This is a genomic window from uncultured Novosphingobium sp., from assembly GCF_964277725.1.
Taxonomy (GTDB): Bacteria; Pseudomonadota; Alphaproteobacteria; order Sphingomonadales; family Sphingomonadaceae; genus Novosphingobium; species Novosphingobium fluoreni.
The window spans coordinates 1-26,005 of record NZ_CAXYKL010000296.1; the positions used below are offsets into that span (position 1 = coordinate 1).

The following is a 26,005-nucleotide window of genomic DNA, read 5'->3' on the forward strand; positions in this document are numbered from 1 at the left end:
CCCTTCTCGGCCACCCCGATGCTGATCGTGTTCTGCGACATCGTCGAGCCGTCGACCGGCGAGCTCTATGCCCGCGATCCGCGCTCGACCGCCAAGCGCGCCGAGGCGTTCGTGAAGACCACCGGCATCGGCGACACCGTCTATGTCGGCCCGGAAGCCGAATTCTTCATGTTCGACAACGTCCAGTTCGACACGAACTATGCGTCGTCCTACTTCAAGATCGACGATATCGAGCTGCCGACCAACACCGGTCGCGAATATGAGGGTGGCAATCTCGGCCACCGTCCGCGCGCCAAGGGCGGTTATTTCCCCGTCGCGCCGGTCGACTCGGCCGTCGATATCCGCGGCGAGATGGTCTCGACCATGCTCGAAATGGGCCTGCCCTGCGACAAGCACCACCACGAAGTCGCCGCCGCGCAGCACGAACTGGGCATGACCTTCGGCACGCTGACCCAGACCGCCGACCGCATGCAGATCTACAAGTATGTCGTGCATCAGGTCGCGCAGGCCTATGGCAAGACCGCGACCTTCATGCCGAAGCCGATCAAGGAAGATAACGGCTCGGGCATGCACACCCACTTCTCGATCTGGGAAGGCAAGACCCCGCTGTTCGCCGGCAACGGCTATGCAGGGCTCTCGGAGACCTGCCTGTACTTCATCGGCGGCGTCATCAAGCATGCCAAGGCGCTGAACGCCTTCACCAACCCGACCACCAACAGCTACAAGCGTCTGGTGCCGGGCTACGAAGCGCCGGTGCTGCTGGCCTACTCGGCCCGCAACCGCTCGGCATCGTGCCGCATCCCCTACGGCTCGGGCACCAAGGCAAAGCGCGTGGAATTCCGTTTCCCCGACGCGATGGCAAACCCTTACCTGTGCTATGCTTCGTTGCTGATGGCCGGTCTGGACGGGATCAAGAACAAGATCCACCCGGGCGAAGCCATGGACAAGAACCTGTACGATCTACCCCCGGCCGAGCTGGCCGAAGTGCCGACCGTCTGCGGCTCGCTGCGTGAAGCGCTGGAATCGCTCCAGGCCGACCACGCGTTCCTGCTGGAAGGCGGCGTCTTCACCGTCGATCAGATCGAAGCCTACCTCGAATTGAAATGGCCCGAAGTGCTGCGTTGGGAAACCACGCCTTCGGCCGTCGAATTCGACATGTACTACTCGCTCTAATCAGAGCCGAGACGTTCGCCGAGGGGGCGTCCGGAGTGATCCGGGCGCCCTACTCGTTTCACGCGCTAACCGCGCGCTATTGCAGCCTTAGCGACACACGCGGATCTGGCGATGGTGCCGCCATTCGGTCCAGCAGCGGTTGCCGCGACGATCCCAGCGGCGGCCATCGTTGTACCCCCAGCGCCGATCGCCCCGCCAGTAATCGCGATTTCCGCGCCAATCGCGCCGATCGCCTCGCCAATCCCGATGGCTCCCTCGCCAATCGCGGTGATCCCCGCGCCAATCACGCCGGTCATACCGGCCGTGATGATCGCGGTCGCGCCGCCAGTCATGTGCCTCTGCGGTGGCCGAAGTGCCCAGGATCGCCAGCAGGCCAGCGGCCACTATCGTCTTGATTTTCATGATAACACATCTCCAAAGTCGATGTGCCAATGTGTCGTAGCATTCCTGTTTCAGGGATGAACGTGTTACGTTGTGCCGCCAAACGAGCGTCAGCAGAGACAGGCCGTTCAACCCGCGACCGGCAGCCTCACGGTAACGATCAGGCCACCATTCTCACCGCGGCTGAACGAAAGTCCGCCACCAAACCGCGCCAGCAGCCGGTGTGCCGTGGGAATACCAAGGCCAAAGCCCTTGGTCGTCCGTCCGCGGGCTTCGTCGAGCCGGAAGAAGGGCTCGAGAACGTCCTTGAAGTGGTGATCGGGTATTCCGGGCCCATCGTCCGCGATGATCACCGTCCACACGCCAACCTTGTTCTGAACCGTGATATAGGCCTGCTGCCCATAGCGACAAGCATTCTCCACCAGCGCCGCCAAGGCCAGTTGCACCGGCTCACGATAGGTTCGAACCACAGCCTCATGCGGACAATCCAGCCGCGCACAATCGCCCATCGGCGTCGTCAATGCTTGCAGCAATTCCACCAAATCCACGCGCGCGGGATCGGAACGCAAGTGCTGGGCGCGCAGGAAAGACTGCAGCGAATCCAGCAGCGCCTCCATCTCCGCCACGCTACCCAGCAGTAAATCCCCAAGCTCCGCATCCTCGACGAGTTCGGCCGCAACCTTCTGGCGCGCCAGCGGCGTGCGCAGATCGTGCCCGATCGCCTCGAACGAACGGGCCTGATCCTCCACCAGGTGCGCGATGCGATCCTGCATCTCGTTCATGGAATGCGCCAGATTGCGCAAGTCCGTGGGGCCGGTTTCGCGGATCGCCACGCGCTGGCCACTGCCGATCATCCGCGTCGCCTGGGTCATCCGCCGCAGCGGCAGCGTCAGTACGCGCAACGCCACTAAGGCAAGGGCCAGGCACACCGCTGCGGTCACCACCGTCATCCATGTGGCCCGCAGCGCGATCGGCCACATCGATGAGATATCCTGCGATTGGAAGTTCAGCCAGCGCCCATCGGCCAATTGCATCGACCCGATAAAATCCCGCCGATCGGCCTGCGTGCGCACGATCGCAAGGTGGATCGCCTTGTCCGCGAGCGACGGCTCCCACCGCAGGATCTGGGCATCGAGATCCGTCAACTCGTCACTGGCGGCTTGTCGGGATACCGAGGGCCGCGTCGCCACCGCGACTTGCAAATGGCTGGATGTCATCACTTGCGCCGTGGCGTCCGGCTGCGACCGGAACACCCGTTCGCTCACCACCAGCAGTTCCGCCACGCGCCGTGCGTGATCCTCCCGCAAGGTGTGCGCATCGATCGAGCGGTAGAAAGAGACGCTGGCGATCGCCTGCACAAGGCCGATCGCCACCACCAGAACGGCGGCATAGGCAGACAGGCGCAGGGATTTCATGCCTGCCATTACGAATGCCTCTCCATCACCCGCGCCCTGCCGCGCGAGCCTGGGGAAAGGCTCACACCGCGCGGCTGCGAAGGTCAAAAAAAATCGCAACGCCGCAACAGTTTGTCATCGCGCTATCCCATGCGCGGCGGTGTCAATCGCCGTGGTCGATCCGAACACGCGATGCGGCTTGGGCCGCGACGGCGCGGGCGGTGTCGGTGCTATCCGCGCGCGCCAGAGCCACGCCCATGCGACGATAGGGCCGCGAGGTGGGCTTGGCGAAAATCCGCAGGTCCACCTCGGCGCCGGGCGTCGCCAGCGCCTCGGCAAGACCGGCATACCGCAGGCTGTCTGAATTGCGGTCTGCCAGGATCACCGCAGAGGCGGAGGGACCGTGGAAAGGCACGTTCGGGATCGGCAGGCCCAGAATGGCGCGCAGATGCAGGTCGAACTCGGTCAGCCCTTGCGAGATCAGCGTCACCATGCCGGTATCGTGCGGGCGTGGCGACAGTTCGGAGAAGATGATATCGTCACCCTTCACGAAGAATTCGACACCAAACAGGCCGTATCCGCCCAGATCGTCCACCACCTTGCGGGCCATGTCCTGCGCGGCAGCGATCGCCGTGTCCGACATCGCGGCAGGCTGCCAGCTTTCCTGGTAATCACCGCGTTCCTGCCGGTGCCCGATCGGCGGGCAGAACACCACGCCTTCACGCGTGCGAACCGTCAACAGCGTGATCTCGTAATCGAATGCGATGAACTCCTCGACGATCACGCGCGCGCGATCGCCACGCATATTGGCGACGGCGTAATTCCAGGCGGTCTCCAATTCATCGGCGCTGTGGACGGTACTCTGCCCCTTGCCCGAGGACGACATGACCGGTTTGATCACGCATGGCAGCCCCGTATGCTCGGCCCCGGCACGCACATCCTCCAAGGTCTCGGCGTAGCGGTAGCGCGAAGTACGCAGGCCCAGTTCCACGGCGGCGACTTCGCGGATGCCATCCCGGTTCATTGTCATCACGGTGGCGCGGGCGGAAGGAACCACCGTCACGCCCTCACCTTCCAGCTCCGCCAACACTTCGGTGCGGATCGCTTCCACTTCAGGCACCACGAAGTCAGGGCGGTGCCGCTCCACGGCCTCGCGCAACTTGTCGCCATCCAGCATCGAGAACACCTCGCGCGCATCGGCGACCTGCATGGCCGGCGCCCCATCGTAGCTGTCGCACGCGATCACTTCGCAGCCGAGGCGCTTGGCCGAAATCGCAAATTCGCGCCCCAGTTCGCCCGAGCCCAGAAGTAGGATCTTCGCCGTGAACGTCATCATATCCGCCTTGTCTTCAATCGCGCTCTGAGTGGCCCGAACCGCCGCGATTGTCCACGGGCGTATCACTCACGGTCGTCGCTTTCGTAATCCTCACCGGAGATCGGATGACGCTAATTCCCTTTTCAAAGAACCGCTCTGGTTCCGCTTGTCATTGTCTTCAGAATGGCCGCCGCGCAAATTCAGGATGCAACGTCAGTCCCACGAGAAAGCCGTGACTCCGCCTCCCGACCATCCCGTCTTTTCATTCGAAGCAGCGGCGCACGCCCTGATCGTAAGCGTTGAAGGCAGGCCGATGGGCCGCATCGTCAAACAACTGGGCAGTTTCGCGTTTCTTCCACGGGGCTTTCACCCCATGCGCCATCAGGCGACCACACTGGATAGTTTGTTGAGTCTGCTGGAAGCGGAACTGCCGACAATCGCCGGAACGGTCAGCCGCGCCGACCGGGCTGGCGCAGTTGATCGTTTATATAGTCCATCAACGGCTGCTCGAATTTCGGATTGATAATCAGGAAATGGCGACGGCGATCATGTTCATCAGCGATGCGACAAAGGACTTCCTCCCCCACGAGCCGGCGTACCAGGCGCAGCGCGGTGCTCATCGGCGCGCCCGAAGCAATGCAGGCGCTGGAAACGGAAATGCGCCGCCCTTCGATCTTGGCCAGCAGGAGATCGAGCAGCATTGCCCAGGTCGGATCGCCGAACAATTCGCCACCACCGATTTCACGCCGCTTGGCCTCGCGCCGAAGCTGCTCACGAATGTATTGGTTCAGCCGCGCCGGATCGCTTTCGATCGGTTCTGCCGCTTCGGAGGGTGCTGGGGGCGGCGTGGATTGGGGGGCGACTTGGGGCGTCGGGGCGCTGCCCGGCGTGTCAATCAGCTGGGCCAACCTCTGCAGCTCGGCACCAAGGCCGGTGATCTTGTCCAGCAGCATGTCGCGCGCGGGAGCGGAAGGGCGCTGCCCCTTGATCCGCTGCAGGGCCTGGCGCAACTGGTCCTGGGTGATCGGCTTTTCCAGAAAGTCGGACACTGACGCCCGCATCGCGCCGATCGCCACATCCTTGGTGGCATAACCCGTCGCCATGATGAAGCTTAAGTGCCGGCCTTGCTGCTCTGCCGTCTGCGTCAGGGACTGGATCAGCGAAAGGCCGTCCCGCTCGGGCAAATTGTAATCGACGATGGCGACGGAAACGTCGTTCTGAATAAAAATCGCCATCGCATCTTCGGTGCCGTTGGCGATCAGCGCCTCATAACCCAGCCGCTCCATCGCGAAAGCGCATTCCAGGCACCAGTCGCGATCGTCGTCAACGATCAGTACCGGCTCACCCGGCTCGGAAGCGACGTGCGACTTTTCCGAAGGCAGCGGGAGAGGCTTCGCCAAAATGGATGAAGTTTCATCTATTGGGTCGAAAGATACATCGCCCGATATGCCATTTTCTCGAGCGCTATCGGAATGACCTGAGTCCGTTCGAGATGCTGGTGCCGGTGCATTCAAGAAAGAGCCGAGCTTGTTTCGCCAATTCGAAGTCATGATCCCCATCTGACTCAACTTTACGCAACTGCTATGGGAACCGGATAGAGCGACCACGCATATTGCTGAGTGGCAGCAAGCACGATCGCTGTAGCGATGATGACTGCCGACTGCGGATGGCAATGAGTTTGGCGGACTCGCCCGGCCGCAGCAACCGTAAAAGTCATCAACACTACTAAAATTAACATATAAATCACATTAATCGGCCCTAACCAGGCCGCCCCGGCCGCCATCAGCTTGATTTGCCCGCCCGTCAGGATGCGCAGCCGCATCCGTTCGCGCAACAGCGTCGTCACCAGACCCAGCAGCACCAGCACCGCGAGCGCCGTCGCCGCACCGCCCATCAGCGCGCCGAGGCCACCGCCCAGGAACTGCACAAGCAATCCGCACGCTCCCAGCGATGCCAGGAACAGACTGGGCGTACGCCGCCCCTCCCATGGCAGGATCACCACCGGCAGCAGCAACACGATCAAGCCGGCCAAGGCAAAGTATCCCCCTGCCCCCATCTCAATATCCCCCGTTCGTCACCATGACGCTGGCGCGCACATCGCTGGTCGGCAGTGGCACGAAGTTCCCGTAACGCATGATCGGGCTGGAACTCATGTCATAACTGACCGTCACGCGGAACACGCCGGTCCCGTCCGGCAAGGCGGTCACTTGTGGCGTGCTGCCACCCAGCAGATCGTCGTAGCCGCTCAGAACTTGCAAAGCGCGGGTCTGCGCGAGCCCCGCCCGTTCAACGGTGGACAAGCCCGCCATCGCCGCACGCGCACCCTCGGCCGCGGCCTGCCGCACCCCCAGGACCGCGGTGAAGTAAATGGAATAGACGATCACTCCGAAGGCCAGCATCAGCAAGGCCGGAGCCAGAAGTGCAAACTCCAGCGCGGCCAGCCCCCGACGCTCGCGCCGGAAGCGGCGCAGGTGATGCGGCAACGCGCGCGATGCCGACCGCCCGGTCACGCGCCGGTGAAGATCTTGCCAAAGGCGGTGCCGAGACCGCTCTGGAACGATGCACCCACCACGACGATCGCCGCCACGACGATCGCACCAAGCACGGCGTACTCAACTGCGGTTAGGCCGCCTTCGTCGTCCCGCAATCGGCGGATTAGGCTAAGGATAGAACGAGGCATCATCGCTTCCCCTTGATGTGCGCAACGTAAAAAAAGGGCGGCCACTGAGGACCGCCAGCGCTTCGAGCTCACTTGCCGCCGGTGAACAGCTTCCCGAAAGCAGCGCCAAGACCGGTCTGGAACTGGGTTCCGACAACACCGATCGCAGCGACGACGATCGCTCCGAGGACTGCGTATTCAACAGCGGTCAGGCCACGATCATCGGTGGCGAGACGGGCGAACAGTTTGTAGAACGCATCGGTCATGATAATTCTCCTTCCTCCAAACTAAGATACCACGCCAATGGAGGATATTTCAGGCGAGGTTTCGACCCGAAGAGACTCGCTCTTTCATTTATTTTAAATAAACAATACTAGTTAAAATATATTATATACCGTAGTATAAATAGGTGTATTCAAATCAATACTGGAACTCCACATCGGGAACCATTTATCCATACACTGGCATGACCCAATTCGACTCCCAGTGCCGCCAGGACATTGTCCAACAAGGGATCCGCACTGTTGTTGAGGACCCCGCCTAGCGCGTTCACGACATTGCCGACCGAACTCAGAAGCGCGCTGTCCGAGGTGTCGATCACGCAGCCGGTCAGGATCGCGCACACTTGCAGGCCACCGTTGCGGCCACCCAGAAAGCTGCCGAGGGTCCCCAGCGTATTGCCCACCTGAGAGGTATTGCCTACGATCACCGGGCGACCGGGCGCTTGCGGACTGCCGATCGTTCCGGCACCGCCCGGCCCGAACACGGCGGTGCGCGCGCTCTCACCAACGGCGGGTTTCACCACCGCTTTGGCGTTGATCCACAACACCGGGCGTAGATCGACCAGCGGGGTGAAATCGAAATCGTTCTTGGTCAGCGTCGGCGTCAGCTTCGACATGCCGTCCGCCTTGTTCAGCCGCCCGAGGTAGATGTTCACCAGGCCGGAATTCGCGGTCATGGTGACGCGGGTCTGGCTGTTCTGCTCGACCTGGTTGGCGCAATCGATGCCGGTCACCGTGGCGCTGGCGGCGGCCACGTCGACGATCATCGGCAAGGTCGCCACGCCCGCCGGGCTGACATCCAGTTGCAGGCGGATCATCGAGGTTCCCGCCCCGGTCTCCCCCGCCGGGCCGAAAGCGAAGCGGGCGCGGGCCGAGGGATTGTTGGCGACGGCCACGACGCGCACACTGCTGCCGGGACTGGTCGGCACCAGCAGGTTTACAAGGTCCGACGCATCGACCACGCCCGGCCCGGCCTGCGCGGCATAAGTGATCAACTGGTAGGCGTTGAGCCCGGCCCGCAGCGAAGGCTGGCCGTCGGCCCCGCCCACCGGCATGTTCTTCCAAACGCCCAGCCCGAACATCCCGGCCAGCGGCACTTGATAGCCATTGCCGGTGGCCGTTGCGAAGCTGCGCAAGGCGGCAGCGGTCGCGGCATCTCCAGCGGCCGTCGCAGCTGCGTTGGCGATATCGCCGATGCCGTAAGTCCCCCTGGTCAGCTGATCATAGGTGCCGCTTTGGCCGGTGCGACTGGCCAGCGCGTCGAAGAATTTCCCGGCATCGACATTGCCACCCATCAGCGCCTCGATCTCGGCGGTGGAGAGGCGCAGCTTTATGCCGATCAGCGCGCCCAACAGGTTGTTCACCGAATTGAGCAATGTGTTGGTGACGGTGAGATGGCCGGAAGTGACCGCGATGCCCGCCTCATCGATGCGTGCGGCGCTGGCGGTGGCGGCCAGTTCCGGGATCGGACTGGCTTCTCCCAGAATACCGGTCATGAACCGACGGCTGCTCTTTCCCGTCGTCAGCCGAACCGCGTTCTGGACGGTGCTGCCGGGGCAATCCGCCAGATTGGCCGCAGCCACGAAGCGCGCGCCCGCCGAATATCGGGCGTCGACGTTCGCACAGTAGTAGCCGACCTGCGTAGATTTAAGCACTGAAGGCGGGTAGCCGTTTCTCACCAGATAATCGGTGGCGCGCTGCTGCGCCTGCGCCGGGTTCAACGCCGCCGAAAGCGCAGCCGCCTCCGTCGCCGAGCGCAAGTCCCGACTGTCCATGTAGTATAGCCCGAGGTCCATCGAGACTCCGGCTGCCGCCAGCAAGGAGATCGCGAGCACCGCCACCGCCGGGCCGACGACACCGCGATCGTCCCGGCCCAGACGTTGGAGCGTGGCGCACACTCGGCTCATTGCGCCATCGGCACGATGCCGCCCCCCGCTTGCGCGATCCTGAGCGCCTCACGACCCAGTTCCTGCTGCACGCGCGATCGCTGGGTCGTGTCCCGGATGCGGGAGAGCAAGGCGGCGGCTTCGGCTGAGCGGCCTGTCGCCGTCAGTGCCAGCGCCAGGTTGTTGCGCACCACCGCATTGGCCGGCGCGCCATCGGGGACGAGGTCCAGCGCCCGGCGCAGCGTCTCCACCGCTTGCACGCCTGCACCTGCCCGCAGTTGCGCATAGCCGTGCGCATTGGCGATGAAGGGGTCCGCCGGGCTCGCCGCCTGAGCCGCTGCGTAGGCCTGGGCGGCATCGCCCCACTGGCCTTGCGCGGTGAAGACGTGCCCTCGCACCGCCAACGCACCCGCGCTGCGATCGTCTGCCGGGATGCGCTCCAGGGCCTGACGCGCTCCGTCGATCTGGTTCAGGTCCAGCAGGCAGTTGACTCGCAGGATGCGCGCCTCGCGATCATCGGGATGCTGGCGTTCAAAGTCATCTAGATAGGCCAGTGCCGCCCGCGGCTTGCCGTCCGCCCGCGCCTGCCCGATCAACCCAAGATAGAGCGTGCGCGTAGAGGTTTCAGAAGCCTGTTTCTCCTGCCGCGCCGCGACTTGCGAAGCGAGCAACGCCAGCGGCAAGGCCAAAGCAGCGACCAGAGGTGCGCGCATCTCTATCCTCCCACGCCGTTGAGAGTGTCGAGGATCGCCGCTACCGGCGGCCCTGCCAGCACGATGAACAGCGCCGGCATGAAGAAGATCAGCATCAGGATCACCATGCGCACGGTGATCTTGCCGATCGCTTCCTTGGCCCGCATGACCCGGCGCTGCGAGAACTCGCGGATGAACTCGCGCAGCGCGGGCACCAGTTCCATGCCCTGGAACATCGACTGCCGGAATAGCGCCGCCAGTTCCTTGGCACCGCTGACATTGACCCGCGCCGCCCAGCGTTCGAAGGCCACCTGATAATCCTGTCCGCGATCCAGGTCTTCCACCAGCATCGCCATCAGGCGGGCATGGCTGGGCACCGTCGCTTGCTCATCGCGCGCGATGCCCCGGATGACCTGGTCGAGCGAGACGCCGCTTTCCAGCATCATCAGCATCAGATCGAGCAGGAAGGGAAACTCGATCGTCAGCGTCCGCTCCCGTGCGGTGGCCTTCATGATCAGCACGTACTTCGCGGCGATCCACGTCAGCCCGAACAATGCGAGCGCGGAAAAGCCCGCCTTCATCGGGCTCGATCCCATCGACAGGACGGCCAGCAGCGTCGCCAATGCGGCGCACATGGCCGCCGCCAGCCGCAGCCAGATGAACACCTCCACCGCGCGCGGAGTGTAATAGCCTGCGTGGCGCAGGCCCTTCTCGATCTCGCTCAGGTCCTTGCCGCGCGCCAGCAACACCGGGGGCAGGCGCAGACGGCGGCGGCGTCCGCCTCCACCTGCCCCCACCAAGGCCTGGCCTTCGATCCGCTCGCGCAGAACGGTGTCCATCTCCAGCCACCGCAGTCCGGCTATCGCGATGCCGACGCTGCACGCGCACAGCGTGAAAAGTAGAAGAGCGCCCACGGTCATCAGAACTGCAGCCGCAACATGCGCCGGATCACCAGGATGCCCGATCCTTCCAGCACCAGGGCGGCGGTCGTCAACGTCTTGCCGCGATGGTCGGACGTGAAGAACTCAAGGTAGGCGGGGTTCAGGAATACCAGCAGCAGCATCGCCAGCAGCGGCATGGTGATCAGCACGCGCGAGCTTACTTTCGCCTCGGACGTGGCGGCCACCAGTTCGCGGCGGATGCGCACCCTTTCGCGCAGGATATGCGCCAGGTTGTGGAATACGCCGGAGATGGAACCGCCATAGCGCAAGTTGGTGCGGATCGCTGCGGCCAGCATCGAGACTTCGGGCACCTGCAGCCGATCGGCCATCTGCTGCATCGTCTCGCCCACCGGCGCACCCATCGCCAGCTTCCGGGCGGTGGGGGCAAAATAGCTTTTCAGCGCCTCAGGCGCATCGGCCAGCGCCCGCTCCAGCGCCTGCGACAGCGAACTGCCGATCCCCTGCAACTGGCGCACGTTATCCAAGTAGAGCGGCAGCGCTTCCGACAAGGCGTCCACCCGCTTGCGCGCCCTGCCGCTGAGCCATGAGTGCGCGACCAGCGGCAGTCCGATCAGCAGCAGCACCGTCGCTTCCGGGCCGGCGACCAGCAGCAGGATCCAGGCGGCCAGCAGCACGCTCATCACAATGATGCGCAGCGTCGTGTTGGTCAGCTCCAGCTGGGCCTGGGCCAGCAGCGGGGCCATCCGATCCGGCACGGAGATCGCCACGAGCGGGCGCGTCGCTGGCGGGGGGACGTTGATCGGGCCGATGGCGCCCAGGCGGCGATCGATCATCGCCAGTTCGCGCCCGCGCTCACCGAACCAGTGAACCACCAACCCGCCCAGGATCAGCGCGGCCAGCAGCAGATAGGCGGCTCCCTTTACCATGCCCCCACCCCTTCCTCACCGGCGGTCAGCACCGGGCTGACGTAATCACGCAGCCGGGCGGCGTGGTACGGGCGCGGCGACATCGTCTTGAACACGCCCTCGCCCGATCCCGGCACCTGCTCCTCGAAACGGAACAATTCGTTGAGAGAGAAAGCCTCACCCTCGACGCCGGTGACTTCGGCGACGGACGTCACGCGGCGCGACCCGTTGGACAACCGTTGGATATTGACGATCACGTGGATCGAGTTGGCGACGAAGCGGCGCACCGCGCGTACGTCGTTCTGCTGGCCGGCAAAGCCCAGCAACATCTCCAATCGCGACAAGGCATCGCGCGGGCTGTTGCCATGCAGCGTCGCCATCGAGCCGTCGTGCCCGGTGGACATCGCCTGCAGCATCTCTACCGCCTCCACCCCGCGCACTTCGCCCAGGATGATGCGATCGGGCCGCATTCGCAGGGCGTTGCGCAGCAAGTCGCGCGGGCCGACCTCGCGGCTGCCATCGACATTGGGGGGCCGCGTTTCCAGGCGGACGACGTGATCCTGCCGCAGTTGCAGCTCTGCGGCGTCCTCGATGGTGACGAGGCGTTCCTTGTTGCTGATGAAGCCGGACAGCACGTTCAGCAGCGTCGTCTTGCCAGAGCCGGTGCCGCCGCAGATCAGCACGTTCAGACGCGATTTCACAGCGCTGGCAAGATAGGCCGCCATCGTCGCGCTCATCGATCCGGCGGTCAGGTAGTCCTCCACGCTAAGCTTCTGCAGGCGGAACTTGCGGATCGAGACCAGCGGGCCATCCAGCGCGATCGGCGGGATGACGATGTTGACGCGGCTGCCATCCGCCAGTCGGGCATCGACGAACGGCGTCGCCTCATCCACGCGGCGGCCGATCGGGCCGACGATGCGCTGGATGATGTTCATCAGGTGCGCATCATCGCGAAAACGCGTGTCCACCCGCTCCAGGATGCCACTGCGCTCGGCGTAGATGGTGTTGGCGCCGTTGACGATGATATCGTCCACCGTAGGATCGCGCAAAAGGGGAGCCAGGGGGCCCAAGCCGATCACCTCGTCAATCACGTCTTCGATCAGCAGCAGGCGTTCCGCGCTGTTCAGCGCCAGTTGGCCGCGGCGGCTGCGGCTGTTGATGACTTGCTCGATCTCGTAGCGCAGGCCCCGCTCTTCCAGTTGCTCGGTGGTCATCCCCTGCGCTTCGAGATGTTCGATCACTTGCGCGCAGGCCAGCGCCTTCACCGACTGGTAGCTGTCGCTCATCCGCTGGGCGGACGGCTGCGACACCGTCATCCGCCGGGGCGCGGAAAGCGCCGTCGCCTGCGAGGCATCGCTGGTGAGCAGGCTCACGCGCTGCGCTCCACCGTGCGCATGATCTTGCGCTTCACCTTTTCAAAGCTGGCAACAGCGCCACGAGAGGGGCCATCGCGGCCGATCGCGCGCCGCACCGCGTGTGCATAGGCCCCGCCGTCACGCTCGATCATCATCGGGCGGCCAGCGTTCAAGGCATTGCGCAGGCGGACGCGGTCCACCGGGACGCCGATCACATGTTCGATCCCCAGGACATCTGCCATGCGCCGGCCATCCAGCAGGACGCGCACGTCATGATCCCACACCACCAGGCGCAGCCGCTCGGCACTGGCAGTGTCCAGCGCGATCCGGTCCAGCAAGCGGCGGCAGGCGTCCAGCTCGCGGATGGACTGGGCGCAGACGATCTCTATCGCGCCCGCTTGGGATGCCAGTTCCCGCAGCAGCCCGCCATTGCGCAAGGACCCCGCGCACAGCACGATATGGGCGCAACTGGCGCGCAGGATCTGCACCAGGCCGACAATGTCGTTGGGACCAACGCCGACCGGCTCGCCGCCGGTGCCGCCGTCCAGCGTCAGCAGGGCAAGGCCGCTGGACTCGTGCCGCGCCAGGGCGTCCGCCAGCAGGCTGGCATCCAGCCGGTCCAGATCGGCAACGGCGGACGCGATGCCATAATCCACCTTGAGGTCCAGATAGGCCTCGGCGGTGCTGGACGGCAGCGTGCAATCGATCAGCAGCGTGGGAGCCGGCGCCATGGCGTGGGCCAGCGCGATATCGGTGGCGAGCAGCGCGGTCGCCTCCTCATCCGTGCCCAGCACCAAGGTCAGCCGCGCCAAGCGTCCTTGCGTGGCGAGCGCGGAATTGAGCACGCGGGTGAGGACGCTGGCGATTTCCCCGGCACTGGCACCGCGCGGCAGCACGTCGGACGCGCCGGAGCGGATCGCCTGCAGCACGGGGCCGGCATACCAGTCCTCGGTTGCCACCACGATGGCACGCCCCTGCGCCGCCTGCGCCACCTCGCGCAATACGCTGGACAGCATCCGATCCGCCGGGATCGATGCATGATCGAGCACGACAACGCCGGGCCCGACAAGTTCCGCATCGGCCAGCGATTGCACCATCTCGACCGGAATGTGATCGCCCATCGCTTCCGCGATCCGCTTGCACAAGGTGCGATCGACGGAGAGGAGATAGATGCGTGCCATGTCAGCGCCTCACCACACCGAAGTCCGCAACGGCTTTCTCGACACCGTCCTTGCCGGAGATCATTTGCGCCACACTGGGATCGAGCGCCGCCGGATCACTCAAAGGCGGCTTTTCACCGGGCTCCACCAGTCGCGGCGTGGCGACGATGATCAGCTCCTGGCGTTCCTTCTGGTTCTGCTGGCGCTTGAAGAATGCGCCCAGCACCGGGATGTCACCCAGAAAGGGCACCTTGTCCTTGGTGACCTGGCTGTTCATGTAATTCAGCCCGGCGATCACGAAGCTTTGGCCGCTGCCCAGCTCCACGGTGGTATCGGCAAACCGCTCGCGTATGCCGGGGACGGTGTATCCCTGCAGTTGCACACCGCTGCCATAGTCCAGCTCGCTGACCTCGGGCCTGATCCGCATGACGATGTGATCGTTGCCCAGGACATAGGGCGTGACCTTGAGGTTGATCCCGAATTTCTCGTACTGAATGGTGATCGTGGACGATCCGAACCCGCTGGACTGCGGCACTGGAATGGGGAAGCGGCCGCCGGCGTTGAATTCTGCGCTATCTCCAGACCGTACCAGCAACGTCGGCTGCGCCAGCAACTGAGACAGCCCATTGCTTGACAAGGCGCTGAGCACCGCGCCGATGCCCCGGTTGCGAGCCGAAAGGAACAGGTTGAACGCACTAGACAGCGGCGCGCTGGTCTTAAGCGCAAGGCCGCCGCCGCCGAACGCATAGTCGGTCAGGCTGCTGGGAGAGACGACGGCGCCCTGGATATCGCCGGAAAGTTTGCTGAAATTGAAGCCCAGTGCCTTCAGCGTGGAGGAGTTCACCGCCGCGAACTGCACGTCCACCGCAACGACTTTCTCACCCGGGCGCATAACTCCGGCGACGCCGCCACTGCTGGAACTGACACGCGGCGACACCGCGATCAGCGCCTGGCGCAAGATGCGACCGTCTGCGCTGTAGACGCTCAAGGTGGTCTCGCCCGCGCCGATGCCGGTGATCCGCAACGATCGCGCGGTGGGCGCGGTCACATCGATCACGTTCTCCGCGCTCACCTCGATCCGGCCGATCGCAGTGGCGAAGTTCAGTGTGCGTGCATCATCCACCAGCAATGTCTGGTCCGCCACGGCGGCCAGCGCCGGGAACGCGGAAGCGACCGTCAGGGCCACGAGGGCACACGCTCCAAGCAGCGCCCTCATTGCGCCCCGCCCCCCGAATAGATGACTTCGCTGTTGCCACCCATCACCAGTTCGATCGCGTGCGGCTGCGGCGCGCGGCGCGCGGGTCGCGGCGGGGCTTGCTGCACCGCCATCTGCATCGGCATGGGCATCGGGGCTGGCGCCATGATCTGAGGCTGCGCCGCCGCGCGGATCGGCGAGGAAGAAATCTGCGCGATCTCCACTTGATCCCGATCATCCGGGTTGCGGAGTGAAAGCGTCAAGGAGCCCACATTCTTGGCAAGCGAAAGTTCGGCCACCTGCGGCGGTGTCAGCGCCAAGGTGACGGTGCGGGCCGCTTGCGTGGCCATTGCCGGGGGCGGTGTCGCGGCTTGCCCGCTCGTCTGGCCAACCGTGGCGGATGCATTTTGCGGCGCAGGCATGCCCACTACCAGATCTCCCACGGCCAGCACCGGCACGAGCTGCAACAAAGTCCGCGCCCGGCTGCGGCCATTGCCCCGGGCGCCGGAGATCGCATCTTCTCCGGGATAGACCACTTGCACGTCCACGCGATCGCCTGGCCGCACCAGCCCGGCCACCGCGATCTCCGCGGTGGTATCGATGCTGATCGCGCGCATGCCCACCGGCACGCGGATCGCAAGGTTGGCCTCGTCGTCCAACAGGCTGCGCGGGATCAGGGTGTTGGGCGGAATATCACGAATGGCGACTTTGCCGATCACCTCTGAAGGAATGGCGACGCCGGGGTTCGAGCCGGGGGCGACGGAGGCGTTGCTGATCATGTCTGCGGTGATGGTTTCTCCCGTCCTTATGCCGCGCGCCGTGGCGGCCAGGACCATCGTGGCCGCCGGTGCCGTCATCCGCGATGTATCGCTCGCGGCCGCCGGGTCGACCTCAGTGTCGGAGCGCATCAAATCGCGCACCCCAAGCACTGCGAACGCCGCAGCGGCACAAAGACCGACTCCCATCGTCAATTTGGCTCTCGCACCAAGGCGCATGTCACTCCCCTCGACATTTGCGCACTACAATCGGACCGCCTGCCCAAGCATCCGACAGACCAACCGAATTGCGGATCTCTCCGGAATGGACTGCAAGTTGGGAGGTAACATCGGATTTCGAGCAATCCGGCATGCAGAAGCAACCAAACCGGCCACATTGCGCCATCCAGCTCTAGCCAAGTGTTAACGGGGAGCCTTTGCGCTGTTCGCGCAGGAAACCTGCCGCTGCGCAAAATACCTAACAAGGTCGCAAAAATAGGCGATGGGTGGCGTTAAGATCCAAATGCTCGATACGGTTCTTTTCAACCCTTCCAGAAACGGTGCCTCGCTTGCTATCGGCGTTCCGGAATTGGCTCGCCCGCGAATAGCCGGGCACCGAAAGACTTATCCGCAAATATACTTATTCATCTGGCGATCATTTCGGCTGGCTTAGCGCTCGTATCGGGTTATGGAACGGGCCGTTGATAAGCCGAAGTGGGAAGAGTGAAATGCGCCGGGGCACCACGTTGATGAGCAAAGATGGGCACGTCCTGGCTTTGGTCTGACTTGGACGGCGCAAGGCATGGGACACGGCCTCAGCCTTGGCCGGCCCTTCTTTGCGCCGCCGCCTTAAGCGCCTTTACTCCTGACGCGGAAATAGCCGGCGTGTTCGCCGTATTTTCGATCGGATCGTTGTTCGCCGTCTCCGCACAATTCCAGCTGCGCATCCTGCTGATGGCTTTGCTGGCCTTTTTGCTCATCGAACCGCGCACGCTTTCAACCGCTTCCTATATTCTGATCCTTGCCCTCACGACCGGAGCGGCGTTCGCACCGCGCTACCTCAGCGCGCGACTCTTGCGGGTTCCACGGTGGGCGCTGCATATCCTGGGCGTCCTGACGGCGGCCTGCATCTCCGCCATGCTGATAACCAACAGCGTGATCGCGACGGTGGCAGCCCTGCTTTCCGGGTTCTATATCGGCGCTGCATTATCGCGTAAGCTGGCGATGGCGGATGCCCGGTTACTGGCCTGGGGCGATGACGGCCTCGTCGGCGTGACTCGTGACTTGCTGCTGGGCAGGATAACCAGCGGCATGCTGCATGATCTGGCGCAGCCGCTGAACGTGATTTCGATGGCGAACGGCAATCTGGGCTACATCGCCGAACACCTTCCGATCGACGAGGATACCCGCCGCCAGTTGGTGGATCGCACGGATCGCATCGCCGAACACACCCAGACCGCTGCCGCGATCCTCAGCGTATTCCGCTGGTTCGGCTGCGACGGTAGCGACCAACCCGCCGACCTGACCGTCCGCAGCGCACTGGAAAGGGCGACAACAGCCACGCGGTCCAACGTTCGCCATCACGACGTGGCGGTGGAACTGCACGGCAATGGCCTGGATTACCTGCTGCCATCCCGCCATGGCTGCCTGGAGATGATCGCCGTCGCTGCGCTGCTTTGCGCCTTCGCCAGCTTCACCGCGCCCGATGGCACGCGCAGACGCGGCAGGGTCCTGTTGCACGCCACGCAGACGCCCGCGCATATCACAATCAGCGTGCATTGCGTGGATATGGAAGGTGCCGCAGTTTCAGGTCGCTCGATGGACTATGCCACCACTTGGCTGATCGAACAGGTCGCGCAAGAGGCTGATGGAGACTTCCAATCCATCAGCCGCCGCAATCAGCCAGAGCGCTTCGTCATTCGCCTGGGGCGTGACGATATCTAGGACGCGGCCTCGTGAGGCACGCGCGGCATCCATAGCTCGACTCTGGCGCCTTCGACCTCCCCGGGCGACAGGCGAATGCCGCCATCTGCCTTGCCGAGGATAAGGCGGCAGATGTGCAAACCCAGCCCGTTGCCGTTCGCCCCCTTGGTGGTGATATAGGGCTCAAACAGGTCCTTTGTATCGGCCGAACTGATCCCCACGCCGTTATCGATGACGGTGCAGCGCACATCGCGCGCGGACGGCTGGATGGTGATGCGGATCAGCCCACGCTCCTGCCAGCCCTGCTTGCGCCGGTCCGCGATGCTTTCCATCCCGTTGCGCAGGATGTTGATGAAGACTTGCTCCAACTGCAGCATCGTCAGGCCCACGCACATGCTTTCTTCCGGTAGCTGCCACGCGATATCGACATGCGCCGCGATCGGCAGCAACTTGGCCAGCGTCACCGCGTTACGCGCCGCCTCGACCAGATCCGTGCTGACGACGGCGTGCTGTCGCGGATTGGCGGATGTCAGCGTGGCGGTGATCAGCGCCTGAGTGCGGTCGACCTGCTCGGCGATGCGTTCCAAAGCATCCCGCACCCGTTCACGATCGGGGGCCCCCTGCTCCATCAAGAGCCGCGCGTTTTCGGTGGCCATGGCAATGGTATAAAGGGGCTGCCGCAGCTCATGCGCCAGGATCGCCAGGGGGTCATCCCCGCCGGTACCTGAAGGCGGTGGGGCGGGTACTGCCGGAGCGATCACGCTGGCCGGATCCACGACTGCCTCTCCCGATGGATATGGGCGCGCGGAAAGCGGCTCCATAACAAATTTTATTGTCGTTACGCCTAACTGCTGAGGGCGCTTAGGGTTGTACTTGGAGCTACCCATTGGTCGCTAAAAGCACGCGCTTGAGCGTATCGATCAGCAACCCTGGCTGTACCGGTTTGCTGAGAATAGCGATGTCGGATTGCGTTTCCAGACTCTCGATCTGCGTCTGATCCCCGCTTACGAACAGATAAGAGAACTTGCGCGCGTGTAGCGTAGGGTGCGACGCCACCTTGTCGATGATGTCCAGCCCGCACTCTCGATCAAGGCGAACATCGCAAGAAATCACCCGCAGTTCCGGGCCGTTTTCCAGTTTATCGATCGCTTCGGTAAGGTCGGCCGCGCCCACTGCGCGAATGCCATGAAGCGCCATCAGCGTGACCAGCTCTTCGACGATCGCGCCGATATCATCAACGACCAATACGTTCGCATCATGCATCGCATGAACATCCTGTCTCTCCCTCCAGACCGGATCACTTGATCCAAGAGGCTGCGTTTTTTAGCTTGTTGCCTCAGCTGGTAATGAGAATTTTGCGATAATAACACTCCAAGTCAATTATTTTAGATCGCCGTTCTGGAATTTTTTGTCGCATGAAAAAGACTGGCCTTGATCGCTCGAAGCCAGCCCTTTTTGGTCGCCTTGTCCAGAGGAGGCGGCCGGGTTGCTACGGCCGCCCCCTCTGCCCCGCCCTGTTACCAGTGCGGGGCCATCGTGCCCGGTCATGGGGTCTGAGGCACCCGGGCACGCTGTCCCTTATCGGCGAAGGCCACCCAGAAGACCGCCCAACACGCCTGTCACCGGCGCGACTGGCGAACCGGGGTTTATACCGCCCGAACCACCGGTCCCTCCACCAACGACCGCGCCCACCGCTCCGGTGACGGGGGCCAGCAGCGAACCGGCTCCGCCGGTTTGTCCGCCAAGCCCGTTCACGACCGACCCGGCGACACTGGTCACGGGGCCGATCACCGAACCCGCGCCTTTGGCGGACCCTGTCACCGACCCGGTAACCTGGCCGACCGTGGGTGCCAAAGCCGCATTGGCGGAGTCGAGGATCGGCGAGACAAGCGCATCCACCGCAGCTGTCACCGGCGCGACGACCGGCGCAGCTGCTGTCGTCACCTGGTTTACTGCAGATCCGGCTTGCGGGCCCAGCAGCGACCCTGCCAGCGTCCCTACCGGAGCGAGCCCGGCCTGCACGCCGGCCGCCGTGGTCGGCAGTGTGACATCCGCCACCTTGCCGCCTGAAAGCACGTCCGCCGTTACCAATTGGCCGGTCGACGCAGCCGCAGGATTGGGTGACAGCAGATTGACTCCGGCCACAGTGTCGGCCGTGCTGGCCCCGGTCACCTGGTTATTGCCGATCGTCGCGCCGACCAGAGGCCCGTTGAAAGTCGGTGTCGCGCCCGTGCCCCCGCCGCCCGCGCCGCCACCTAGCGAGCCGGTGATTGCGCTGGTGACTTGGGTGACCGCCTCCGTGACCGGGGCGAGCACGCCGCCGCCGCTGGCCGCGACTGGACCCAAAGCGCCGTTCACCGTGTTCAGCACCGGGGCCAGCACGGAATTCGCCGTGCTCGTCACGCCCGCTACGGCAGGTGCCACTCCGTCCGTCACCTGCATCACGGTCTGCCCGGCGTGATCGCCCAGCAGTGCGCCAGCAAGGGAGCCGACTGGGGCAAGAGCCTGCTGCGTCTGCTGCGTCTTGTTCGGCAGGACGACCTGCACCACCTTGCCGTCACCTGTCAGCACGTCGACCGCAAAGCCGGTCTGGTCCGTCGTGGATGTCGGTGGCGCAAGGTTCACGTCGACCAGAGTGCCCGGCCCACTTGGCCCGACGATCGTCGTACCGCCTGCCGTGATCCCGCCAACGGTGCCGGTATAGCTGCCGGTCGGGCCGCTCGGTCCTGTTGGGCCACTGGGACCTCCGGGACCGGTTGGACCACCTGGACCGGTCGGGCCGCCGGGTCCGGTTGGACCTCCTGGCCCCGTGGATCCGCCTGGACCCGTAGGACCGCCTGGGCCGGTAGGTCCACCAGGACCGGTCGGTCCTGTGCCGCCTGGGCCGGTGGGGCCAGTGGGTCCACCCGGGCCAGAGGGGCCACTAGGACCAGAAGGCCCACCAGGACCGCTGGGACCTCCCGAGCCGTCACTACCGCCGGGTCCAGTCGGGCCGCTAGGGCTGGATGGACCGCTCGGACCATCCGATCCCGAAGGGCCGCTGGGGCCTGCGCCACTCGGACCGGAACCGGAAGGCGCTCCGCCGCCACCAGCGCCAACCCTAAAGCCCACTCCATCGGCGCAGGCGCTCAGCATCAGCAAGGGAATGGCTGTCGCGCAAAGCAAAAGATGCCTGGCTGGCGGTTGCACGTGACGACGCAGCATAGTCGAGATCCTCCATGTTCATGCCCAATGCCGAGAGCTAGACACAGAGGCGGCGAAAGATCGCGGCCAGAAGAAGTCGGGATAGGGTCGATCGACCAAAACCGGACGAAGCGCCCGGATCGGCCTTACGCAACTCCGGCCTGCCGCCGCGCAAAACTGCGAAAGGTGTGACAGCCGATCCGGAAGGTACCATTTAAGATGCGCAACTCTGGCCGACAAAGCTTGTAATGATGAGGGAGATGGCGCGCCAGCAATCGAGCTGAAATGACGGTGAATTCTCAAGGATTCGTTCGCGCCAGCGGGCTTTTGATCCCTTCGCCAGGTCCGCGACGCCCCGCTCTTCGAATCGTTCGTGAGTCCTTCGAGTTGTAACTACGGGAGGTTACGCGGCAGCGGACAAAGCGCGCGTCTCGGTGATGATGCGGCCCAGCTCCGTGAGCATCTCTTCCAGGTTCTGGTCATCCGCGACCTGAACGTCGAGAGCGATGCCATCTTTCGCCAGCCGGATCTTACCCACCTGGACGCCGCCCACCACGATCGGAGTTTCAGCACCAGCGGGTTGCTCGGTGCGCGTGGCGTTGCGCAAGCGGGCCAGCACCGTCGCCGCCGTAATCATGCGCTCACCCGAAGCAGCCAGGCGCTGTTGCTCTTCCGCGATCTGGCTTGCGGCGGCGAGAACCTGCAATCGCTGTTCCGGGCGCCGCAGCAGCGGCGTCAGAACTTCGGAATGGCGCACGCGCAACTCTGCCTTGGTTGCAAAGGCATTCACCACGTCATCGGGCATCAGCGCCATAGACAGCAAGCGGCTGAGCTGGCTGTTCGATAGACTGAGCGCTTCCGCCATGCGCGATTGCACACCCCCATAAAACCTATCCACCGCGCGCCGATAGCTGCGCGCCCGGTCAAGCTCGGTGATATCCTCCCGCTCCCGGTTTTCGATATCGGCAAGGCGAAACGCCTCTTCATCCGACATCTCGACGACGAGAGCGTTCAGGCGGACCTCAGGCCGGCCATTGTGATTGAGCCAATTGACTGAAAACCGCCGACGGCTGCCTACCAGCAGTTCGTAGGGCTGATCGGCACCAGGGGCAGACCGGCGCACCAGCACGGGGATGCGATTGCCGTCCTCCTGCGCGATCGAATCGATCAGCGATCGGCAACTTTCATACGACAGTCCCGGCACGTCACGGGGATTGCCATCCCATACCGAGCAATCGGAAGGGCGGATCGACAAGGCGACACGCCGAGCCGCCCCCTGGTTGAAGCCCGCAAGCCGCTGATCGAGCCGCACCAGTTCCTCCCCTTCGGCCTTCAGCGCTTCCGCCGGTTCCGGTTCGTAGGAAAGGGTCGTGAGGATATCCCGGACGAAGTTTGCCATACCCGCCTTCCACAAAAAGTGCCTGTGGTTATTACTTATCGAAAAGGCGAATTGCGTATCGGCAAACTACGTTCGCACCGATTGTTTGTCAGGAACACTCAGCGCCGATCCGGTGGTACCGGCCGGTCAAGGTCAGGCCCAGGAGGCCTGAAGCGCGCTCATCGCCATTCGAAATTCCGGTATCAGCACAAGCAGTGCACCTGCGATGATCGGAACGCCATAAGGCACCGTGTCGGCGTTGACGGCGCAAAACAGGCGTTTCAGCAATTTGAGCACAAGTCCTAACGCGCCACCCCCCAGGATAATAACGATCAGCATCGGCAGTACCAGTGCGGCTGGGGTCCACAGCAGTAGCGACAGCAGCAACTTGACGTCACCACCAGCCAGAACGCGGGCCGCGAACAAGGCCAGTAGGGGGATTGCGGCCAGCAAGGGCACGGCGAGTTGATAAGCCAGGCCGACTAGGCCGGAAACACCGCCCAGTCCCACCCACCAGAGAACCGAAAGCACGGCAATCGCCGCACAATATCCGTTCGGTATGCGCCTGTGAGCGAAATCGGAATAGACGATCGCCCCACATAGCAGCAGCATGGCAAGCGCCGCCGCGAGCGTGAGGCCGGGATACACTGCACCAGCAGCAGAGAGGTCGTCGACGTTGATCACCGCCAGTTCGGCCCCTCAACCCAGGTAACAAGGCTGCGGCGGGTTCCCTTAGTGACCGGCAAGACCCGATGCTGCAAGAATGAGGGGAAGATTAGAACGCTTCCACGCGGGGCGAACTGCGCGGCCGGGTTCTCTATGCCGAAGAACTCGAAAGCCCCACCCTGGTATTCCGCTGGCGACGACAGCTGCACGACGACCGACAATTTACGCGCGTAAGGCCGGACGGACTCCAACCAGACGTCATGGTGCCAATCGTAATGTCCGCTGTTAGTCGCATGATATTCGGTGAACTGCAGTTCATGCAGTCCTGCAATATCGACGCCGAAGTTGTTCCGGTTTGAGGCGCTGACAAGTTGCATGATGCGCTCGACAATCGCGCCCTCTTGATGCGGACTCAGCCAACGAATGCTGGAGGTGCGATAGGCCAGATCACTCCGCAATGTATCCGAAAAGCCGACTGTCGCATCTTCCTCGCTATAGGTGCGGGCGCGCTCGATGAGCGTGTCGCATTCCGTATCGGAGAGTGCGGAAGACCATACTTCCCAGACATTCTTCACGACGATGCCTTTCATCTCAGGGAATTGCGCATACGCAAAGTCACGCCGGTTTTGCGTATGCGCAAAACGTTAGACAGTGCGGCTTATGCTAAAGAAAAAGCGCGGCTTTTCAGAGAAGCCTTCACCTGGCGCACGCAGTGGAACGGCAAGTTGAGCGCTGGCCGACCAGCTTTTGATCGGCGTGAAACGAACACCGGCACCCGCCGATGCAATTTTAAACGACTGGCCTCCCAAACCAAATGCCGGCCGGGCATAGCTGCGCCCCTTTGCTGCATCTGCGAACGAAAACAGGCTCAACCCCCGCCCCGCCGTGGCGCTGCCTAGGACTTGCCATGATACCTCCGCATCAGCGGCAATCGCCTGGTCCACAGTCACCACGCCGTAGCGATAGGCAAGTCCGGCTCCCTCGCCGCCAAGTGCGAAGCGTTCGGCCGTGGGCAACAAATCCTGGCTGAATTGGCCGCGGACGCCCAGCTTGGCGCTTACCTTTTTCGCAAGTTGCTTGACCCCTACGGCCTGCAGGTTTGCCTTGCGATAGGACGCCTCTGAATACCCCAATGTCGGTCGGGCACCCAGGGCATCCAGCCCTTGGCTGAGACTTATCGAGACAGCATAGCCATCTTTCGGCCCCAGGACCGACCAGTTCGCCCCCAATCGCGCGGTTCGCGTTCGAAACCCGCCAAACGCCGCGTCGAGGAAGTAGTTCTCGCTATTCGTGCCATCGAAAGAGGCCGTCATCGTCAAATTGCGCTTGTACGACCTGATTACTGGATGAGAAACGGAGATGCCGAACTGCTTGGCATCGCCCAGAACTTCCGGCTCTCGCGTACGCGTTCGAACATAGGCACCGCTGAAACCCAACGTGGTACCCGATGAGCCGATCGGGGTGGTGTGGCCGCCAGAGTAAAACTGATATCGCGATGGCTGAGATGGAATGGAGGTCGTCAGGCGAGTGCTATCCCCTTCCCGAAGTAGACCGTTCAATGCCACGCCGAGCTGCGCCTGCACACCGGTTGTGACATTGACCACGCCCCGGTTGTTCACATTCAAAGTGAACTCCACCTGTTTGCGCTCGACATCGAGAGCCAGGGCCAACTCGTCGGGGCGATCGTTACGGCGAAGATCGGCCTTCACCGTTTGACCGGGCGTATCGCGGAGCAAGGACAAACTGCGCTCCAGGCTTGACCGATGCGTTGGCTTCTCGGCCAGCAAGGGCTGCAGTTGCGCACGGATCAGCGTGGTTGGGGTACTGCGGGTTTGCTTGGCAAGGGTATAGCCGGCGATCCGGCCTTCCACGACTCGCAGCGTTACAACGCCGCCCGCCATGGTCTGCGCGGGGATGCTGACCGCATAGAACGCAATGTCGCTCTTGGCATAGACGGCGGTGATCGCATTCGCGAGGTTTTGCAGCGTCTCGCGCGTAAGCGGCGCACCGGCAAAAGTGCGTGCCGCTGTCGCCAAGGCTTGAGGGTCCAGCGTAGAGCCTTCAAAGCGCACGCGACGCAGCACGCTGGCGGAACTGGGCCCGGGTGCCGCGACAGATGCTGCCGGTTGCGGAACGGGCACAACCGGTTGCGTGCGACGAAGCGGTGGCTCCTGGCGATCCAGACGATCTCGGTCGATCGTGGGGATGTTCTCCGCATTGGCCTGCGGCGTGGGACCGGCCTGACCAAAAGCGGCGCTGGCACCGGCCACCAAATAAAGACAAAGGCCGATTGCCGCACAAAGCGCATGCCATAATGCAATGGGGCGCTGCTGGAGCGGGCGGCGATATGATCCACTTTCGCTTTGCACCTCCCGCTCCGACATCGTTGACATCCCTGCTCTGCCCAGAGTTATCATACGCAGGCGCGCCGCCTGATCACGTCGAACAACAGCCGACCTGGCGCTAAGCGCTTTTGCGTATTCGGCGATCGCCATTCCGCCATCCGGCCCGTGATTGCTAAGTGCGTACGGTTGCCTTCTCAGACGTTGCGCGGATATCCCTCAACCCTAGGGAGATTTGAAATGTCAGAAGAAATGCAGCGCCTTTACGAACGCATCGATCGATTGGAGTCCCTTGACCAGATCCGACAGCTCCCAGCCAAGTATGCGCTGTGCGTCGATATGCGGGATTTCGATTCCCTCGTGAATCTCTTCACCGAGGACTACCGCGTCTCGAAGACCGAGAGCGGCCGTGCGGCGTTGAAGAAGTGGTATGCCAACGTGCTGCGTGGATCACTCATCG

Annotated in this window: 26 protein-coding genes; 3 read left to right on the forward strand and 23 right to left on the reverse strand. The window is 63.4% G+C overall.

Annotated elements, in window-relative coordinates; genetic code table 11:
- The coding region (gene glnA, locus ACHWRX_RS16380; protein WP_394660001.1) for a type I glutamate--ammonia ligase at positions 1-1,173 on the forward strand (1,173 nt) is incomplete at its 5' end.
- An 87-nt stretch (positions 1,174-1,260) separates the two neighbouring features.
- On the opposite strand, the gene ACHWRX_RS16385 is transcribed toward glnA, so the two are convergent.
- From ACHWRX_RS16385 to cpaB, 16 genes are all read right to left on the reverse strand, one after another.
- A complete protein-coding gene (locus tag ACHWRX_RS16385; protein ID WP_288487674.1) occupies positions 1,261-1,575 on the reverse strand; it encodes a hypothetical protein in 315 nt (104 codons plus the stop codon).
- A gap of 107 nt (positions 1,576-1,682) precedes the next feature.
- Positions 1,683-2,978 carry an ATP-binding protein gene (locus tag ACHWRX_RS16390; RefSeq protein WP_394660002.1) on the reverse strand — a complete coding sequence of 432 codons (1,296 nt, stop codon included), beginning with the start codon at positions 2,976-2,978 and terminating at the stop codon, positions 1,683-1,685.
- 133 nt (positions 2,979-3,111) lie between these two features.
- On the reverse strand, positions 3,112-4,281 hold the full coding sequence (gene purT / locus ACHWRX_RS16395) for a formate-dependent phosphoribosylglycinamide formyltransferase (protein ID WP_394660003.1): 1,170 nt from the start codon (positions 4,279-4,281) through the stop codon (positions 3,112-3,114).
- 431 nt (positions 4,282-4,712) lie between these two features.
- Complete coding sequence (locus ACHWRX_RS16400; protein ID WP_394660004.1) at positions 4,713-5,663, reverse strand: response regulator; 951 nt, start codon at positions 5,661-5,663, stop codon at positions 4,713-4,715.
- A 170-nt stretch (positions 5,664-5,833) separates the two neighbouring features.
- Positions 5,834-6,295 (reverse strand): hypothetical protein, encoded by a 462-nt coding sequence (locus ACHWRX_RS16405; protein WP_394660005.1) that lies wholly within the window; start codon positions 6,293-6,295, stop codon positions 5,834-5,836.
- Positions 6,296-6,320: 25 nt separating this feature from the next.
- Positions 6,321-6,773 carry a TadE/TadG family type IV pilus assembly protein gene (locus ACHWRX_RS16410; RefSeq protein WP_394660006.1) on the reverse strand — a complete coding sequence of 151 codons (453 nt, stop codon included), beginning with the start codon at positions 6,771-6,773 and terminating at the stop codon, positions 6,321-6,323.
- Entirely contained in the window at positions 6,770-6,943 is a 174-nt protein-coding gene (locus ACHWRX_RS16415; protein ID WP_394660007.1) for a Flp family type IVb pilin, read from the reverse strand. The genes ACHWRX_RS16410 and ACHWRX_RS16415 overlap by 4 nt, the downstream gene beginning before the upstream one ends.
- Before the next feature lie 68 nt (positions 6,944-7,011).
- On the reverse strand, positions 7,012-7,188 hold the full coding sequence (locus ACHWRX_RS16420; protein WP_394660008.1) for a Flp family type IVb pilin: 177 nt from the start codon (positions 7,186-7,188) through the stop codon (positions 7,012-7,014).
- A gap of 149 nt (positions 7,189-7,337) precedes the next feature.
- Entirely contained in the window at positions 7,338-9,110 is a 1,773-nt protein-coding gene (locus ACHWRX_RS16425; protein ID WP_394660009.1) for a TadG family pilus assembly protein, read from the reverse strand.
- Positions 9,107-9,802: a tetratricopeptide repeat protein gene (locus ACHWRX_RS16430; protein WP_394660010.1), complete on the reverse strand. Its 696-nt coding sequence runs from the start codon at positions 9,800-9,802 to the stop codon at positions 9,107-9,109. Before ACHWRX_RS16430 ends, ACHWRX_RS16425 begins: the two co-directional genes overlap by 4 nt.
- Before the next feature lie 2 nt (positions 9,803-9,804).
- The gene (locus ACHWRX_RS16435; protein ID WP_394660011.1) at positions 9,805-10,701 is read right to left on the reverse strand and encodes a type II secretion system F family protein; all 897 of its coding nucleotides are present in this window, start codon (positions 10,699-10,701) and stop codon (positions 9,805-9,807) included.
- Positions 10,701-11,609 (reverse strand): type II secretion system F family protein, encoded by a 909-nt coding sequence (locus tag ACHWRX_RS16440; RefSeq protein ID WP_058737307.1) that lies wholly within the window; start codon positions 11,607-11,609, stop codon positions 10,701-10,703. The genes ACHWRX_RS16435 and ACHWRX_RS16440 overlap by 1 nt, the downstream gene beginning before the upstream one ends.
- Positions 11,603-12,961: a CpaF family protein gene (locus ACHWRX_RS16445; RefSeq protein WP_394660012.1), complete on the reverse strand. Its 1,359-nt coding sequence runs from the start codon at positions 12,959-12,961 to the stop codon at positions 11,603-11,605. The genes ACHWRX_RS16440 and ACHWRX_RS16445 overlap by 7 nt, the downstream gene beginning before the upstream one ends.
- The gene (locus ACHWRX_RS16450) at positions 12,958-14,124 is read right to left on the reverse strand and encodes a CpaE family protein (RefSeq protein ID WP_394660013.1); all 1,167 of its coding nucleotides are present in this window, start codon (positions 14,122-14,124) and stop codon (positions 12,958-12,960) included. The genes ACHWRX_RS16445 and ACHWRX_RS16450 overlap by 4 nt, the downstream gene beginning before the upstream one ends.
- 1 nt (position 14,125) lies before the next feature.
- On the reverse strand, positions 14,126-15,319 hold the full coding sequence (locus ACHWRX_RS16455) for a type II and III secretion system protein family protein (RefSeq protein ID WP_394660014.1): 1,194 nt from the start codon (positions 15,317-15,319) through the stop codon (positions 14,126-14,128).
- Positions 15,316-16,293, reverse strand: a complete 978-nt coding sequence (gene cpaB / locus ACHWRX_RS16460; protein ID WP_394660015.1) for a Flp pilus assembly protein CpaB — start codon at positions 16,291-16,293, stop codon at positions 15,316-15,318. Before cpaB ends, ACHWRX_RS16455 begins: the two co-directional genes overlap by 4 nt.
- A gap of 645 nt (positions 16,294-16,938) precedes the next feature.
- Here cpaB and ACHWRX_RS16465 point away from each other — a divergent pair.
- Positions 16,939-17,997 carry a hypothetical protein gene (locus tag ACHWRX_RS16465; RefSeq protein WP_394660016.1) on the forward strand — a complete coding sequence of 353 codons (1,059 nt, stop codon included), beginning with the start codon at positions 16,939-16,941 and terminating at the stop codon, positions 17,995-17,997.
- On the opposite strand, the gene ACHWRX_RS16470 is transcribed toward ACHWRX_RS16465, so the two are convergent.
- The 7 genes from ACHWRX_RS16470 to ACHWRX_RS16500 all read right to left on the reverse strand — a co-directional run bounded on the left by ACHWRX_RS16470 (position 17,994) and on the right by ACHWRX_RS16500 (position 25,275).
- Positions 17,994-18,752: a sensor histidine kinase gene (locus ACHWRX_RS16470; protein WP_394660017.1), complete on the reverse strand. Its 759-nt coding sequence runs from the start codon at positions 18,750-18,752 to the stop codon at positions 17,994-17,996. The genes ACHWRX_RS16465 and ACHWRX_RS16470 overlap by 4 nt on opposite strands.
- Positions 18,753-18,855: 103 nt before the next feature.
- Positions 18,856-19,239 carry a response regulator gene (locus tag ACHWRX_RS16475; protein WP_058737312.1) on the reverse strand — a complete coding sequence of 128 codons (384 nt, stop codon included), beginning with the start codon at positions 19,237-19,239 and terminating at the stop codon, positions 18,856-18,858.
- A 315-nt stretch (positions 19,240-19,554) separates the two neighbouring features.
- Positions 19,555-20,601, reverse strand: a complete 1,047-nt coding sequence (locus ACHWRX_RS16480; protein WP_394660018.1) for a hypothetical protein — start codon at positions 20,599-20,601, stop codon at positions 19,555-19,557.
- A gap of 961 nt (positions 20,602-21,562) precedes the next feature.
- The gene (locus tag ACHWRX_RS16485) at positions 21,563-22,558 is read right to left on the reverse strand and encodes a ParB/RepB/Spo0J family partition protein (protein WP_394660019.1); all 996 of its coding nucleotides are present in this window, start codon (positions 22,556-22,558) and stop codon (positions 21,563-21,565) included.
- A 132-nt stretch (positions 22,559-22,690) separates the two neighbouring features.
- Entirely contained in the window at positions 22,691-23,221 is a 531-nt protein-coding gene (locus tag ACHWRX_RS16490; protein ID WP_394660020.1) for a prepilin peptidase, read from the reverse strand.
- Positions 23,218-23,793, reverse strand: a complete 576-nt coding sequence (locus ACHWRX_RS16495; protein WP_394660021.1) for a 2OG-Fe(II) oxygenase — start codon at positions 23,791-23,793, stop codon at positions 23,218-23,220. The genes ACHWRX_RS16490 and ACHWRX_RS16495 overlap by 4 nt, the downstream gene beginning before the upstream one ends.
- 54 nt (positions 23,794-23,847) lie before the next feature.
- Positions 23,848-25,275: a ShlB/FhaC/HecB family hemolysin secretion/activation protein gene (locus ACHWRX_RS16500; protein ID WP_394660022.1), complete on the reverse strand. Its 1,428-nt coding sequence runs from the start codon at positions 25,273-25,275 to the stop codon at positions 23,848-23,850.
- A gap of 510 nt (positions 25,276-25,785) precedes the next feature.
- Between ACHWRX_RS16500 and ACHWRX_RS16505 the strand changes: the two genes are divergently transcribed.
- Positions 25,786-26,005 (forward strand): nuclear transport factor 2 family protein (locus ACHWRX_RS16505; RefSeq protein WP_394660023.1); only part of this gene is annotated, 220 nt, incomplete at its 3' end.

Excerpts from the sequence above, each read along its gene's own strand:
- ACHWRX_RS16425 (WP_394660009.1), bottom strand. The coding sequence starts at position 9,110 with ATGAGCCGAGTGTGCGCCACGCTCCAACGTCTGGGCCGGGACGATCGC.
- ACHWRX_RS16385 (WP_288487674.1), bottom strand. The coding sequence starts at position 1,575 with ATGAAAATCAAGACGATAGTGGCCGCTGGCCTGCTGGCGATCCTGGGC.
- ACHWRX_RS16450 (WP_394660013.1), bottom strand. The coding sequence starts at position 14,124 with ATGGCACGCATCTATCTCCTCTCCGTCGATCGCACCTTGTGCAAGCGG.
- cpaB (WP_394660015.1), bottom strand. The coding sequence starts at position 16,293 with ATGCGCCTTGGTGCGAGAGCCAAATTGACGATGGGAGTCGGTCTTTGT.
- ACHWRX_RS16485 (WP_394660019.1), bottom strand. The coding sequence starts at position 22,558 with ATGGCAAACTTCGTCCGGGATATCCTCACGACCCTTTCCTACGAACCG.
- ACHWRX_RS16440 (WP_058737307.1), bottom strand. The coding sequence starts at position 11,609 with ATGGTAAAGGGAGCCGCCTATCTGCTGCTGGCCGCGCTGATCCTGGGC.
- ACHWRX_RS16475 (WP_058737312.1), bottom strand. The coding sequence starts at position 19,239 with ATGCATGATGCGAACGTATTGGTCGTTGATGATATCGGCGCGATCGTC.
- ACHWRX_RS16420 (WP_394660008.1), bottom strand. The coding sequence starts at position 7,188 with ATGACCGATGCGTTCTACAAACTGTTCGCCCGTCTCGCCACCGATGAT.
- ACHWRX_RS16415 (WP_394660007.1), bottom strand. The coding sequence starts at position 6,943 with ATGCCTCGTTCTATCCTTAGCCTAATCCGCCGATTGCGGGACGACGAA.
- ACHWRX_RS16435 (WP_394660011.1), bottom strand. The coding sequence starts at position 10,701 with ATGACCGTGGGCGCTCTTCTACTTTTCACGCTGTGCGCGTGCAGCGTC.
- ACHWRX_RS16495 (WP_394660021.1), bottom strand. The coding sequence starts at position 23,793 with ATGAAAGGCATCGTCGTGAAGAATGTCTGGGAAGTATGGTCTTCCGCA.
- ACHWRX_RS16455 (WP_394660014.1), bottom strand. The coding sequence starts at position 15,319 with ATGAGGGCGCTGCTTGGAGCGTGTGCCCTCGTGGCCCTGACGGTCGCT.
- ACHWRX_RS16390 (WP_394660002.1), bottom strand. The coding sequence starts at position 2,978 with ATGGCAGGCATGAAATCCCTGCGCCTGTCTGCCTATGCCGCCGTTCTG.
- purT (WP_394660003.1), bottom strand. The coding sequence starts at position 4,281 with ATGACGTTCACGGCGAAGATCCTACTTCTGGGCTCGGGCGAACTGGGG.
- ACHWRX_RS16430 (WP_394660010.1), bottom strand. The coding sequence starts at position 9,802 with ATGCGCGCACCTCTGGTCGCTGCTTTGGCCTTGCCGCTGGCGTTGCTC.